We start from the raw sequence: 13,636 nt of genomic DNA on the forward strand, positions 1-13,636 counted from the left end.
TGCTGTGTTTATCGCATTATGAGAAATCGGCTAAGGGTCTTTCATCATTTCGGCCGGCTGGCGGCAGACGTTAGGCAGGTACCGGGATTTCTTCGGTCTGAATGACTGTTATGTAAAAAAAAATTGTCCGGGCATTTCCGGAGACTGTGAGAATTTGTATAATTAGGAATACTATTATTGTGGAGACAAAGGAGTTGTTTTATGTAACATAAGAGTCATTAAGGCAGAGAAGCGGTACAGTGAAGGAAACTATACTCAGTTTGAACTGCAAAACTAAGGCTGCTTATGGTAACATAATTGATTTGTGTTACATGCTGCCTATGCTAATAATACGCGATTTTTTCCCTGGTTCCTCTTTTTCTATCAAATTTTGCTAAATTTTATAGATTTAGGTTTATATATATATTATCTAACTCATCTTTGGTAATGCCAATATACGCCAAAGTTACACTAGGCGCCGAATGGTTGAGCAATTTTTGTATCTTGGTTACGTCGACACCGCTTTTATATGCCCAGTAACCAAAAGTTTTTCGCAAGGTATGTGTACCGATCGCTTCTTTAATACCCACAGTGCGGGCGGCGTGGTTCATAATTCTATAGGCTTGTATACGGGTAATGGGTCTGTTCCCTTTCTTGCTTTTGAAAAGCCATTCTCCTTCGTTTTTAATACTCGCAAGGTATTCATTTATCGTCTTTTTGCATGTATCCGAAAGCGGAAAATCCTTTATTTTTCCGGTTTTCTTTTCCCGGATTACAATCCGGTCTCTTGTCTGTACATCCTTGATTTTTAACAGCAGTAGATCCGAAATCCGCAGACCGCTGTTAATGCCAAGCACAAATAGCAGATAATCACGTAAATTTTGCTTTCTTAAATAGCTTTTCACTGCGTTAATTTGCTGTTTGTTACGAATAGGTTCTACATATTCCATGGTTTGACACTCATCCCCTTTAATATTTAGCTGATGTAGTAATTATAAATCCAAGCTAATGTAACATAAATCAATTGTGTTACGTTATTCCAGGGGGTGGTGGTAAGAAAGTGCTTATTTATCCGACGACTAACCTTCAGATAGGGTTAAAACCCCGCCTGAAGCTAAGTCTACTTTATCGTTACAGGGCTAATCGGTAAATCCGGTCAGGGAAACAGTAAACATGGAGTATATTCAAACGAGGAGAGCAAATGATGAGAATGAGCTTAACGGCAAAAATGATTATGTGCTTTTTGTTGGTGGTTGTGGTGGCTGCAGCGGGTTTTGTGTATACTATATGGTCTGTAAACAATGTGGCAGCCCTGGCGAGTACTATCAATAACCGGGATCTGCCAGCTATGCTGAAAACTGACCGGGTTAATAATAATATTTCTGATAAAATCGCTATGGTCCGGGGCTATTATATTTATAAAAAGCCCCAGTTGCTGAATGATTTTAAAAAGATCTCTGAAGAAAGCGCCAGGCTTGAGGACGAACTGATTAAGGATTCCTCCACCGGGGAAGGGCAACAGTTACTCGCGGAAATAAAAAAGCTGGATGATCGTTTTACCTCTGTGGTAGAAACCAGATTTGTTGAACTGATGCAGGCCAACAAGAATGAAGAGGCTCTGCACCTCCTGGAAAGTGAGCTGGCCCCTTTGGCCAAATCAGTCGATGACAAGCTGGGGCAATACCAGGCGGAACGTACCCGGCAGATTACAGATATATTGAATCAGGCCGAGGATAAGGCCTATCAGGCCAGGGCGGTGGCGATTTTTGCCGCTTTGTTTGCCGCGGCGCTGGGGATTTTGATCGGTATTATAGCGGCTCGCAGCATAGCCCGGCCGATTAACGGGCTGGCTGAGGTGGCCAGGAAAGTGGCGGCAGGTGATCTGTCCGAGCAGGTACAATTGGATCGTCAGGATGAGATCGGCCTGCTGGCTTCCGCTTTCAATACAATGGTCTTAGAGCTTAAAGTTCTCATAAAACAGGTAAGTGTTAATGCCGAACAAGTAGCTGCCGCCAGTGAGGAGCTTACTGCCAACTCGGAACAATCAGCCCAGGCTGCCCAGCAGATTACCGCGTCGATTACGAATATGGCGGAAGAGGCCAACGCACAAATGGAGGCGGCTAATGAATCTTCTGCTGTCGTAGAGCAGATATCGGCGAGTATTCAACAGATAGCCGCCAATGCCAATCAAGTGGCCGGCCAGTCGGCGCTGGCCGCAGACCAGGCTAAAAATGGCGACAAAGAGGTAGCGCAGGCGGTTAAGCAAATGAATCACATTGAGAATACTGTCAATACGTCTGCTCAGTTTGTTGCCAAGCTGGGCGAACGTTCCAAGGAAATAGGGCAAATCGTGGATACTATTTCCGGTATTGCCGGGCAGACTAACCTCTTAGCCTTAAATGCCGCCATTGAAGCGGCCAGAGCCGGCGAACAGGGCCGGGGGTTCGCAGTGGTGGCGGAAGAAGTGCGGAAACTGGCTGAGCAGTCCCAGGAGGCGGCCAAGAAAATTGCCGGATTGATTGGTGAGATCCAGGGCGATACCGATAAAGCAGTCGATGCCATGCACGAAGGAACTGAGGAAGTCCGCCGGGGGGCCGAAGTGGTTAATACCGCCGGCCTGGCCTTTAAAGATATTATGGCTGTGGTAGACCAACTGTCCGCACAGGTGAAGGAAATTTCGGCGGCCATTCAGCAAATGGCTACCGGCAGTCAGCAGATTGTTCATTCGGTGAAAAAAATTGATGAACTCAGCAAAAAGTCGGCAGGGGAAGCCCAAAGTGTTTCCGCCGCCACCGAGGAGCAACTGGCTTCGATGGAAGAAGTGGCGACTTCCAGTCAGGCGCTGGCGCAAATGGCGCAGGAGCTACAGTCGGCCATAACGAAATTCCGGGTTTAACGGAGCCGCAGATTAGTATTGTTTAGCTAGCCAGGCCGGGAGAACGCCGGCGATTGGGTTTTGACCGCAATGCAAGGGGCACAGGCATCAACAGTCGAGGAAGATAAGAGTATGCCATTTTTCAGCAGATATGGTATAATATACTCTAAAATAAATTAAAAGGAGTTGGTTTGTCTGTGGCCAATCCAATGATTTCAAAAGTAAGAGAACTCCATGCCTATGGCAGTGAAACTGCCACTTATACAGGAGTAGCCATAAAGAGTCTTGCGCTGGTGGGAATTGTTACAGCCTCGGCGCTGATAACCTGGGTAATGGGGTACGCCACGCCAGTTACCGCCATGGTTACCTCAATAATGGGATTTATTACGGCTCTGGCAATAAGCTTTCGCCCAACGTGGGCCGGCTTCCTATCGCCGCTTTACGCTATCCTGGAAGGTATGTTTTTGGCAGCTGTGTCGGCTATATTTGCTAAAACGTATCACGGTATTGTCGTTAATGCCGTCATGATAACCTTTGGTATTGCCATTAGCTCGGCGCTTATTTACGCCAGAGGGTATGTGAAGGTGAACGAAGGCTTTATGCGGGCTGTTTTTATGGCTACGCTTGGGATTGCTATAACGTATATTATTGAGTTTATCTTAAGCTTCTTTGGTATTCGTATTCCCCAGATACATCAAGGCGGAATTGTTGGGATTGTTTTTAGCCTGGTGGTAATTGCCGTAGCTACCCTAAACCTGTTTGTTGATTACGAGAATATCAGCCAAAGCGTTCGCCAGGGACTGCCGAAAGATTATGAGTGGTTTTGCGCCTTCGGTCTGTTAGTAACACTCATTTGGTTATACATTGAAGTCCTGAATCTTCTCCGTAAATTGAAGGAAGAGTAGCAATTGCTCCCAGTCTGCAGCCCCTGGCGTGTGCCGGGGGCTTTCATTTACTATATGGCAGGCAATGTGGGGATCTGGCTTACGACACCCGCAGCCGAGGCAGCAGCGTTTGGCTTAGCCTGTTTTCTGGTCCTGATAGAAAGTATAACTTTCGCCTGGATAAGGGCAACATCGGATTCCACTTTCGCCAAAGGCTCGGCGCAAGCCGTGTTTTCTTTATAAACAGTTCAAAAGAGAAACTTATTGCATTTCATAAAAAAAATTAGTATAATAAAATCTACAAACAACTTGTACTTACATAAGAATTGTTTGTATTGACACTGCTTTCAAAAGCATATGTTGCCATAAAAATAACAGGTGGAGTCTGACGCAAAGGCTTCACCTGTTTTGTCAGCAGCAGCTAGATCGGTTTTTGTGCCTGGCTACCTCTATGGATTGAGTTACGGAACGGTTAGTTATGACTCAATCGAAAATATGGAAGAATAGAAGCAATGGGGGATAGTATATGAGCAATAACAAAAATAACACCTGGCCTTTTGTGCGTCCAATTGATGAGACTGCTGTTGATTTTTTTACAGAGGATTTTGAAATTCTTCGTGAGAAAAGCATGAAAAATGACGGCATAATGGTAGTAACTGACGGCTGGAAAGAGGGCGAAGCGGCAGCTGTTTTGCGGGGAGGAGTCAACGCCAGAGCGGTTTTGGAGGTTTTAGCGGCCTCTGGTGTGAAACATTTAAAGATTTTTCATTTGGAAGAAAGGCTGCCGGAGTTAGAAGCTGTTTTTTTGTCTTCCGTGGTGGCGCCGGCGAATGCTATGTTTGACAGTGTAGCGGTGAAGTGGCGGCGAGACGCGTCGGTGGCCGATTTAGTCAAGGCCATTGGTCATGAGTACAGTATGCTGTTTTTTGGCGCGCCGTTGGCTTTTTCAGAGGTAGAGCCTTTTTATCAAAAGGTTAAGGAGCAATACAGCGGTAGTGTCACTGTTGTCCGCGGTCCGCATGCCGAGATGGATTCCGATGAGAGCGATGAGATATACCGGTGGGTGAGGCAGCGGACATACGATGCCGGCGATTTTTCCTTGCTTGCCGTATTGCGTAATTATAAGAAGAAATTGAACAAAAAAGTTGCTGTTTTATTACCGAGCTTAAATGAAGAAAGAACGGTTGGAAATGTCATTAAGACGGCGCTGGAAGTAAAGGAAGCCGGTTTAATTGATGAAGTAATCCTGATTGATTCGGCTTCGGTTGATAATACTGTTGAGATTGCCAAATCCCATGGCATTCCTGTTTTCATACATCAGGAGGTACGCCCGGAACTGGGGAGTTATCGCGGTAAAGGGGAAGCCATGTTTAAAAGCGCGTTTGTTACCGATGCCGATATTTTGGCGTGGGTTGATACCGATATTGAAAGCATTACGCCGCGCTTTTTTTACGGTTTGCTGGGGCCGCTGTTTGCTGATCCCGCTATCCGGTTTTCTAAAGGATATTTTGCCAGACCTGTTAAGGTGGAGACATCAGGGGTTGAACTGGGTGGCGGGAGAGTAACGGAAATTTTAGCCCGCCCCTGGATTAATACCTTTATGCCGCAACTGTCCGGCTATATCCAGCCACTGGCCGGGACGGTCGCCATTTATCGTGAAGATTTTCAGAAAATGCGTATACCGGTCAATTACGGCGTAGAAATGGCGATGCTGCTGCAAGAAGTGGAGCTGGCCGGACTGTGGGCTACCTGTCAGGTGAATCTGGGGACAGTTGTCCACCGGTCCAAAGATGTAATTGGTCTTAGTGAGATGGCTTTTCAAATTCTGCAGGTACTGGCTGAGATGGGGCCAAATGGCGTCGCCGGCCAAAGCAATGAAACCCTGCGGCGGGTTTACTCCGCCCAGCGGCACTTTGAAATCCGCAGTCAGCGGTTTAAGGTTATTTGGCGGGAGTACCAGTGAGAATACAGTTCAGAAGGGGCTGTCGCAAATTTTATTGAGGCAGCCCCTTTGCTCATAAAATGGAGCATGAAAAAGCTCTTAGATGGCGTTAAACTGTGTGAGAAAGCTTATCGCAAAACGTTCTTCACGAAGCGTTTGGCGATAAGCTTTCTCTTTTAATTGCCATATTTCATTAAACTGTCCAGAACTTTTTTCTCCAATTCTATTGTTTTCTTAGTGGCTTCGATGCTGGCTTTACTCATTGAAGGATCACCAAGCGCTCTTTGATTGTTTTCAATGGACTTGCGATACAGAGCCTCCAAAGAGGACATAGAAGAAACTGAAGAGGAAAGATAGGACTGGGCTTCTTCATAGTTGAGATAGTCTCCGGATTTATTTGCTGATATAGCTAAGTGAATAGTGGTTTTAGCTTGGAAGCGCTCTTCTTCACTCAGGGATTTCATCGTTTCCACCCAAGCCTTTTTGACACTTCCCGGAGCGTTATCGGGTGGGTAGTAGATCGTTTTGCCAGTACCAGGCCAAGTACAAATACCGCAATATTTTTCTTTATCTTCCGGGCTGATCACATAATCATCATCTGTCCCTGAAACGGCAGCCGTTGTTGTCTGGGCAGAGGCCGCTTGCAAATAACTGTCGAAACTGGCTGCTTGGCCGGTTTTACTTTTTCCATTACTTAAGGTCGAATTTTTGTTCAGCAAATTCAGCTGATTATTACTAATGGTTTGGATCAAAAGAGTCCCCCCTTTGAAAATTTATAACTCAGTTATTTATCGGTATTTTGAACTCATTTCTTAAATATTTGTTTATATATGGAAGCTGAAAAAACATGGGGACAGGGACCGTGTTTTGCGGCTGGCGCTAGATTGGTGATTGTTTATCAGCTAAATTGACTGCTGAGAAGGAAAAAATTAGTCTAAGATCAAAGTTAAAGCAAAGTTGCCTTAACCGTGGCATGAAAATTGCAATAAATAAAAGGGTTAGACAGTAGGAACTGGTTCGAGAAAGGAAGAGGCTATTGGAAGAAGAAAGTAAGCCAGCGGCGCAACCGGTAATGCGCTACGGCTTAAACGACGATCTGCCTGTGAAGGAGCTCATATCATACGGCCTTCAGCATTTGACTTACTTTTTGGCCAACGCCGCCATTTTGCCTGTTATTGTCGGCGGCTATCTGGGGCTTAATCAGCCGGAATTAGCCAGTCTGGTCCAAAGGACGTTTATTCTGTGCGGGATAGTCTCCATACTGCAGGCGGTTTGGGGTCACCGGTTTCCTATCATGGAGGGACCGGCCGGCCTATGGTATGGCGTATTAATTACGCTGGCTGTTTCGGCGCCAGGTATGGGCAAAGATCTGGCCGTCTTACGTACCGATATTGAAATGGGATTTATTGTTGCCGGGATAGTCTGTATAATTATCGCGGCAACCGGCATGGCCGGCAGGGTGGCTAAAGTGTTTTCGCCTTTGGTTAACGGTGTGTTTCTGGTGCTCATGTGCCTACAGCTTAGCCCGGCCATGGTGAAAGGAATGTTAGGCTTAAGCAGCGTCAGTCAACTGGCGGATGGCAGAAGCCTGCTGGCTTTTGCCGGCACTACCGGACTGATCATCTGGATTACTGTCAGGGGCAAAGGTTTTATTAAAAGCATTGCCGTACTTGTCGGCGCCGGCGCCGGCTGGCTGAGTGCGCTGCTTTTGGGGATTGCGCCCGATGTTCAGTACAGCCAGACGCAGGCCGCCATTGTTCCTGGTGTATTTGCCTGGGGGGCGCCGACCTTCGACCTGGGGGTTATTCTGGCTTGCGTTATTGCGGGCGTATTGCTTTTTTCCAATCTGGTGGCCAGTATTGTGGGAATGAGCGCGGTAACGGGTGAGCCTCTTAAACCGGCTATGTTCAACCGGGGAGCTGTATTTACCGGGGTATCGGATATTTTGGCCGGTCTTGGTGCTGTAATTGGTTTTATTCCCTATGCTTCGGCCATAGGCTTTACAGCGATGACCGGTGTGGCCTCCAGGAAACCGTTTATTGTGGGGGCCGTACTCATCACCCTGCTGGGCATTTTTCCGCAGGTTGGCGTGCTTTTCGCCGCCATGCCGCCAACTGTCGGCAATTCGGTAATGTTTGTTGTCTTTTGCCTGATTTTGGGGATGGGAATTGAGGAGTTCTCCAAGGTCACCTTAACCAACAGGGAAATGTACGTGCTGGGAATATCGCTGATGGTTGGAGTTGGCGTCATGTTTTTGCCCCAGCAGGTTTTTAACAATTTACCGCCGGTCTTTCGCTATATCCTGTTAAACGGTATGATAGTCGGTTTAATCCTGTGTATGGCGCTTGAACGGTGGCTGTTGAGCGGCGACGCTTCGGCAAGGCGATAACCAAATATAGAATAGACTTAATCCCGCTGCGGGGTTAAGTCTATTTTATTCAGAAAAATAAGCAGTATTTTGATGAATAAATTCATCTATTCCATGACATTTTTCATCGGTTGTAGCTGTATGATTACGGCACATTCGTATTTAGTTGATGAAAAATATCATCGAAAGAGGGAATAAATGTGATATTTTTAACGTTTATACGGACTTTTCTATTGGCACGATTTTTGCACTTTAAAATAAGTATGTAAGATAATCCACTATTTTGACGGGAGATGATGGTAATGGAGTTTCAACTTACCGAAGAGCAAAAAGTTATGCAAAAGCTGGTGCGTGATTTTGCGGGGAAAGAAGTTGCGCCCGGGGCGGCCGAACGCGACGAGAAAGAAGAATTTTCCCGGGAGCTTGCCGACGCCATGGGGGAAATGGGTTTTACCGGCATTTGTTTTTCTGAGCAGTATGGCGGCGCCGGTGCTGATGTACTAAGTTATATCCTGGCGGTGGAAGAATTGTCGCGGGCGGATGCCGGGGTGGGCATTACATTATCGGCGACTGTCTCTTTATGCGCCTGGCCGATCCTGGCTTTCGGCAATGAAGCGCAAAAAGAAAGATATCTTGTACCGCTGGCTGAAGGTACCAAACTGGGCGCCTTCGGTCTGACTGAACCCAATGCAGGTACTGACGCCGCTTCCCAGCAGACTGTGGCGGTCGACGCCGGCGACCACTATGTACTAAACGGCAGTAAGCTATTTATTACCAATGCCGGGGAAGCGGAAGTGTATGTTGTATTTGCTATGACTGACAAAACAAAAGGCGTTAAAGGAATTTCCGCTTTCCTTTTGGATAAAGGTATGCCCGGCTTTTCTTTCGGCAAAAAAGAGCACAAGCTGGGTATCCACTCTTCGATTACCAATGAATTGATCTTCCAGGATGTAAAAGTACCGAAAGAGAATTTGCTGGGTAAAGAAGGCGAAGGCTTTAAAATTGCGATGGCTACGCTTGACGGCGGCCGGATCGGGGTTGCGGCCCAGGCGCTGGGCATTGCCCAGGCGGCGCTGGATCATGCGGTGAAATACTCCAAGGAGCGGGTACAGTTTGGCAAGCCGATTGCCGCCAATCAGGCGATTGCTTTTATGCTGGCGGATATGGCCACCAAAGTGGAGGCTGCACGGCTGCTTGTTTACCGCGCCGCCTATTTAAAAGATCAGGGCCTGCCGTACGCCAAAGAGGCGGCGATGGCTAAGCTGTACGCTTCCGATGTCGCCATGGAGGTTAGCACCGATGCCGTGCAGATTTTCGGCGGCTATGGTTACAGCCGGGAATATCCGGTAGAGCGGCTTATGCGGGACGCCAAGATTACCCAGATTTACGAAGGCACCAATCAGGTGCAGCGGATGGTTATTGCCGGCAGCGTATTGCGCTAAAACGGACCAAGGGTATAGGAGGTTTACGGGTATGGAAATTGTTGTTTGCGTGAAACAGGTACCTGATACTACTGAGGTAAAGATTGATCCTGCGACGAATACGCTCATTCGCCAGGGGGTGCCCAGTATTGTTAATCCGTTTGATAAAAATGCCGTAGAAGCGGCGCTTCAGCTAAAAGAAAAGCATGGCGGCAAAGTCACTGTTATTTCCATGGGCCCGCCGCAGGCTGCGGAAGCGCTCAAAGAATGCCTGGCCATGGGGGCGGATGAAGCTGTGCTCATTAGTGACCGGGCCTTTGGCGGGGCGGATACGCTGGCGACAAGCTATACCCTGGCTGCCGCCGTTAAAAAGCTGGGGCAGGTTGACATGATTATCTGCGGCAAGCAGGCTATTGACGGCGATACCGCGCAGGTCGGGCCGGAAATGGCTGAACACCTTATGATGGCGCAGGTCACCTGTGTTTCTAAGATTGAAGTTACAGGACAAACTGTGCGGGTGGAAAGGGAGCATGAAGAGGGCTATGAAATCATCGAAGCCCAGGTCCCGGTGCTGCTTACTGTGCTCAAGTCGATTAACGAGCCGCGTTATCCGACCGTTAAAGGAACCATGAAGGCCAACCGCAAGCAAATCCCTGTCTGGACGGCGGGCGATATGACGGTTAATCCTGAGCAGCTTGGTCTAAAGGGCTCGCCTACGCAAGTGCGCCGTATTTTCACGCCGCCGCAGCGGGTTCAGGGCGAGATTATCCAGGCCGGCAGCGCCAGGGAAGCGGCGGCTGCGCTGACTAAAAAATTATTAGATGCAAAGATTATATAACGGAGGCTACAAACATGGCGGTTACAGTGGATAAAGAACAGTGCATCGGCTGCAGTGCATGCATAAGCGCTTGCCCCTTCGGCGCAATTGTTATGGAGGCCGGTAAAGCCTCTATAACAATTGCGTGCACGATGTGCGGGGCGTGTGTTGATACATGCCCTGTAAATGCAATTGCCAAAGCAGCGGAACAAACTACGGCAGGCATGAATAAAGCGGATTATAAAGACGTATGGGTTTTCATTGAGCAGGCTGAAGGCCAAGTAAAAAGTGTAAGTTACGAACTGCTGGGAGAAGGACGCAAACTGGCTGACGCTATGGGGCAAAAACTGGCCGGCGTTCTTATCGGTGAGCAGGTGGAGCCGCTTGCAAGGGAAGTTTTCGCCGCCGGCGCCGACAAAGTCTTTCTTGTGGAAGGGCCTGAATTTAAAACCTACAGTACTGACGGCTATACAGCTGTGTTTACTGATCTGATTCATGCGTACAAGCCCTCGGTTATTTTACTTGGAGCTACCAATGACGGCCGTGATCTGGGGCCCCGGGTGGCTTGCCGGGTTGGCACAGGCTTAACAGCTGATTGCACTAATCTGGGGATCGATGAAGAGACCGGTCTTGTCGCCTGGACCCGGCCTGCTTTTGGCGGCAATATTATGGCCACCATCCTCTGCCCTGAGCATCGCCCGCAGATGGGGACAGTCCGGCCCAAGGTCTTTAAGCGTCCGGAGCAGGATTTTTCCCGTACAGGCGAACTGATCCGGGCTGCCGGCCGGGTAAAGAGCCAGGATATCCGCACCAAACTCATTGAGCTTATTAAAGTATGTACGGCGGCCTGTAATCTGGAAGAGGCTGAAATCATTGTCGCCGGCGGGCGTGGCATGTGCAAGCCGGAGAATTTTGTCCTGATCGAGGAACTGGCCAATGTGCTGGGAGGCGCTGTCGGAGCGTCCAGAGCGGTTATCGATGCCGGCTGGAAACCTCACCCGCACCAGGTAGGACAGACCGGTAAGACGGTTGGGCCCAAAGTCTATTTCGCCTGCGGCATTTCCGGCGCCATCCAGCATGTTGCCGGGATGTCGTCCTCCGATATAGTAATTGCCATTAATAAAGATGCGGATGCCCCTATTTTTAAAGTCGCTGATTATGGGATTGTCGGCGATGTAATGGAAGTGCTGCCGGCCTTGATCGACGAATTTAAAAAAGTAAAGCAGGCAGGATAGTTTAGTATAAGGAGGTTGTCGCTATGGAGATTCAGAAAGTGTTAATCATCGGGGCGGGACAAATGGGCAGCGGAATTGCCCAGGTAATGGCGCAAATGGGAATTAACGTTGCGCTGCGTGACATTAAGCCTGAATATGTGCAAAAAGGATTGGCTGCTATCGAGAAAAGCCTGAACAAGCTGGTGGAAAAGGGAAAAATGGCTCCGGAGGAAAAAGCCGCCGCTATGACCCGTATTTCCGGAACGGTTGACCTAAACAGGGAAGTGTGCTCTGTTGATCTGGTTATTGAGGCCGCCAGCGAAAACATAGAAATTAAGCGGGAAATCTTCCGGATACTTGATAGCTTTTGTCCGGAACATACTATTTTGGCGACTAATACATCTTCTTTGCCGATAACGGCCATTGGCGCATTTACCAAGCGGGCTGACAAGGTTATCGGCATGCACTTTTTTAACCCTGCCGCCGTAATGAAACTTATTGAAATTATTAAGGGATTGGCTACCAGTGAGACTACTTTTGCCATGGTCAGGGCGCTGGCTGAAAAGCTGGGAAAATCTCCGGTCCGGGTGGAGGATTTTCCGGGCTTTGTGGGAAACCGCATCATGATACCGATGATTAATGAAGCCGTGTATACCCTGATGGAAGGGGTGGCCAGCGCGGCAGACATCGATCAGGTAGCCAAGCTTGGTTTCAACCATCCTATGGGACCGTTGGCGTTAGCGGATTTAATTGGTAATGATACCGTTTTATCCATTATGGAAGTGTTGTATAATGGATATGGCGATCCCAAGTACCGTCCTTGTCCGTTGCTTAAGAAGATGGTACAGGCCGGTTACCTGGGCCGCAAAACAGGCAAAGGCTTCTATGACTATAATTGAGAAAGGTTTGGAGGTGCATGTTTTGAAAGACTACAAGAATCTTCTCTATGTAAGTGAAGCGGGGATCGGTTTGATTACGTTAAACCGGCCTAAGGCATTAAATGCCCTGAATTCTGAACTGCTTAAGGAATTGGACGATTTGTTGGATGAGATCGCCCGCGATGCAAATGTAAAAGCTGTCATTGTGACAGGCAGTGGCGACAAGGCTTTTGTAGCCGGGGCGGACATTGGGGAAATGCAAAGCCTCACGGCTATGGCCGGACGTGAGTTCGGCAAATTTGGGCAGCAGGTGTTTAATAAGCTGGAAAACCTGCCACAACCGGTTATTGCGGCTGTTAACGGTTTTGCCCTGGGCGGCGGCTGCGAATTGGCTATGGCTTGCGATATCCGTCTTGCGTCCGAAAAGGCCAAGTTTGGCCAACCGGAAGTCAGTCTGGGCATCGTGCCAGGTTTTGGGGGTACGCAGCGCCTGCCTCGTCTCGTTGGTAAGGGACGGGCTAAGGAACTGCTGTTTACCGGCGATATGATTGATGCCCAGGAAGCATACCGGATTGGTTTGGTTAATAAAGTTACGCCGCCAGACGAGCTAATTAGCGCCGCCAGGGCCATGGCTGAAAAGATTGTGTCCCGGGCCGAGGTTGCCGTTAAGCTATGTAAAGCTGCTGTTAATAGAGGACTCGATATGGATCTTGCTTCAGGCGTGGCTTATGAAGCGGAAACGTTTGGCTTATGTTTTGCCTCAGCGGACCAAAAAGAAGGCATGGCTGCCTTCGTTGAAAAACGGAAACCTGTTTTTACTGGAAAGTAAAAAAATGGATATTCCTTTATGAGAAGTCCGGAAAGTTTATTTTTGACGAAATACTGGCAACAACATAGATTGGATAGCCGTACAGCCTAAATGTGATAATTGTGCACCTATAGACGGGGGAGTATACTGACTGTGGGAGGTGGCAGTATGCTTCAGAACGAAGAGGTAGCTGCCGGACTGACTCGCCTGGCGGATTCCATCTGTGAGAAGTGCCTGATGAGTCAGACTTGCAAAGATGTGCCAATGTGCGGCGATGTTCAGTTATTGAAACAGGCGGAAGAGTTGCTGAAAAAGGCCTAGCACCTGTAAAATGCACCCATACGGGTGCATTTTACAGGTGCTGTTTTTAATCCTGATAGAAAGTATAACTTTCGCCAAAGGCTTGGCGCAAGCCGTGTTATCTTTACAGTTTGGGGCAGTAAGGGAAAG

The 13,636-nt window shown here is 48.2% G+C and carries 13 protein-coding genes; 11 read left to right on the plus strand and 2 right to left on the minus strand.

The window, feature by feature from the left end; all coding sequences use genetic code 11:
• Nucleotides 1-380: 380 nt before the first annotated feature.
• On the minus strand, nucleotides 381-929 hold the full coding sequence (locus tag SATMO3_RS03985; RefSeq protein ID WP_371377800.1) for a site-specific integrase: 549 nt from the start codon (nucleotides 927-929) through the stop codon (nucleotides 381-383).
• Nucleotides 930-1,180: 251 nt separating this feature from the next.
• Here SATMO3_RS03985 and SATMO3_RS03990 point away from each other — a divergent pair, with 251 nt between their 5' ends.
• The 4 genes from SATMO3_RS03990 to SATMO3_RS04005 all read left to right on the plus strand — a co-directional run bounded on the left by SATMO3_RS03990 (nucleotide 1,181) and on the right by SATMO3_RS04005 (nucleotide 5,701).
• The gene (locus SATMO3_RS03990) at nucleotides 1,181-2,875 is read left to right on the plus strand and encodes a methyl-accepting chemotaxis protein (RefSeq protein WP_371377804.1); all 1,695 of its coding nucleotides are present in this window, start codon (nucleotides 1,181-1,183) and stop codon (nucleotides 2,873-2,875) included.
• 176 nt (nucleotides 2,876-3,051) lie between these two features.
• Nucleotides 3,052-3,759, plus strand: coding sequence for a Bax inhibitor-1/YccA family protein (locus SATMO3_RS03995; RefSeq protein ID WP_371377807.1), 708 nt, complete (start codon nucleotides 3,052-3,054; stop codon nucleotides 3,757-3,759).
• A 3-nt stretch (nucleotides 3,760-3,762) separates the two neighbouring features.
• Nucleotides 3,763-3,981 (plus strand): hypothetical protein, encoded by a 219-nt coding sequence (locus SATMO3_RS04000; RefSeq protein ID WP_371377810.1) that lies wholly within the window; start codon nucleotides 3,763-3,765, stop codon nucleotides 3,979-3,981.
• Between the two features lie 283 nt (nucleotides 3,982-4,264).
• Nucleotides 4,265-5,701 (plus strand): glucosyl-3-phosphoglycerate synthase, encoded by a 1,437-nt coding sequence (locus SATMO3_RS04005; RefSeq protein ID WP_371377813.1) that lies wholly within the window; start codon nucleotides 4,265-4,267, stop codon nucleotides 5,699-5,701.
• A gap of 155 nt (nucleotides 5,702-5,856) precedes the next feature.
• On the opposite strand, the gene SATMO3_RS04010 is transcribed toward SATMO3_RS04005, so the two are convergent.
• A complete protein-coding gene (locus SATMO3_RS04010; RefSeq protein WP_371377816.1) occupies nucleotides 5,857-6,432 on the minus strand; it encodes a hypothetical protein in 576 nt (191 codons plus the stop codon).
• 284 nt (nucleotides 6,433-6,716) lie between these two features.
• Here SATMO3_RS04010 and SATMO3_RS04015 point away from each other — a divergent pair, with 284 nt between their 5' ends.
• The 7 genes from SATMO3_RS04015 to SATMO3_RS04045 all read left to right on the plus strand — a co-directional run bounded on the left by SATMO3_RS04015 (nucleotide 6,717) and on the right by SATMO3_RS04045 (nucleotide 13,507).
• The gene (locus SATMO3_RS04015; RefSeq protein WP_371377820.1) at nucleotides 6,717-8,069 is read left to right on the plus strand and encodes a purine/pyrimidine permease; all 1,353 of its coding nucleotides are present in this window, start codon (nucleotides 6,717-6,719) and stop codon (nucleotides 8,067-8,069) included.
• Between the two features lie 281 nt (nucleotides 8,070-8,350).
• The gene (locus SATMO3_RS04020) at nucleotides 8,351-9,490 is read left to right on the plus strand and encodes an acyl-CoA dehydrogenase (RefSeq protein ID WP_371377822.1); all 1,140 of its coding nucleotides are present in this window, start codon (nucleotides 8,351-8,353) and stop codon (nucleotides 9,488-9,490) included.
• A gap of 31 nt (nucleotides 9,491-9,521) precedes the next feature.
• Nucleotides 9,522-10,307: an electron transfer flavoprotein subunit beta gene (locus SATMO3_RS04025; RefSeq protein ID WP_371377824.1), complete on the plus strand. Its 786-nt coding sequence runs from the start codon at nucleotides 9,522-9,524 to the stop codon at nucleotides 10,305-10,307.
• 14 nt (nucleotides 10,308-10,321) lie between these two features.
• Nucleotides 10,322-11,521 (plus strand): FAD-binding protein, encoded by a 1,200-nt coding sequence (locus tag SATMO3_RS04030; protein ID WP_371377827.1) that lies wholly within the window; start codon nucleotides 10,322-10,324, stop codon nucleotides 11,519-11,521.
• Between the two features lie 23 nt (nucleotides 11,522-11,544).
• Nucleotides 11,545-12,399 carry a 3-hydroxybutyryl-CoA dehydrogenase gene (locus SATMO3_RS04035; protein ID WP_371377831.1) on the plus strand — a complete coding sequence of 285 codons (855 nt, stop codon included), beginning with the start codon at nucleotides 11,545-11,547 and terminating at the stop codon, nucleotides 12,397-12,399.
• A 22-nt stretch (nucleotides 12,400-12,421) separates the two neighbouring features.
• Complete coding sequence (locus SATMO3_RS04040) at nucleotides 12,422-13,207, plus strand: short-chain-enoyl-CoA hydratase (protein WP_371377834.1); 786 nt, start codon at nucleotides 12,422-12,424, stop codon at nucleotides 13,205-13,207.
• Nucleotides 13,208-13,354: 147 nt separating this feature from the next.
• Nucleotides 13,355-13,507 carry a hypothetical protein gene (locus SATMO3_RS04045; RefSeq protein WP_371377837.1) on the plus strand — a complete coding sequence of 51 codons (153 nt, stop codon included), beginning with the start codon at nucleotides 13,355-13,357 and terminating at the stop codon, nucleotides 13,505-13,507.
• The last annotated feature ends 129 nt before the right edge of the window (nucleotides 13,508-13,636 follow it).

Source organism: Sporomusa aerivorans (assembly GCF_041428895.1).
Classification (GTDB): Bacteria; Bacillota; Negativicutes; order Sporomusales; family Sporomusaceae; genus Sporomusa; species Sporomusa aerivorans.

Excerpts from the sequence above, each read along its gene's own strand:
- SATMO3_RS03985 (WP_371377800.1), bottom strand. The coding sequence starts at position 929 with ATGGAATATGTAGAACCTATTCGTAACAAACAGCAAATTAACGCAGTG.
- SATMO3_RS03990 (WP_371377804.1), top strand. The coding sequence starts at position 1,181 with ATGATGAGAATGAGCTTAACGGCAAAAATGATTATGTGCTTTTTGTTG.
- SATMO3_RS04005 (WP_371377813.1), top strand. The coding sequence starts at position 4,265 with ATGAGCAATAACAAAAATAACACCTGGCCTTTTGTGCGTCCAATTGAT.
- SATMO3_RS04020 (WP_371377822.1), top strand. The coding sequence starts at position 8,351 with ATGGAGTTTCAACTTACCGAAGAGCAAAAAGTTATGCAAAAGCTGGTG.
- SATMO3_RS04025 (WP_371377824.1), top strand. The coding sequence starts at position 9,522 with ATGGAAATTGTTGTTTGCGTGAAACAGGTACCTGATACTACTGAGGTA.
- SATMO3_RS04030 (WP_371377827.1), top strand. The coding sequence starts at position 10,322 with ATGGCGGTTACAGTGGATAAAGAACAGTGCATCGGCTGCAGTGCATGC.
- SATMO3_RS04035 (WP_371377831.1), top strand. The coding sequence starts at position 11,545 with ATGGAGATTCAGAAAGTGTTAATCATCGGGGCGGGACAAATGGGCAGC.
- SATMO3_RS04045 (WP_371377837.1), top strand. The coding sequence starts at position 13,355 with ATGCTTCAGAACGAAGAGGTAGCTGCCGGACTGACTCGCCTGGCGGAT.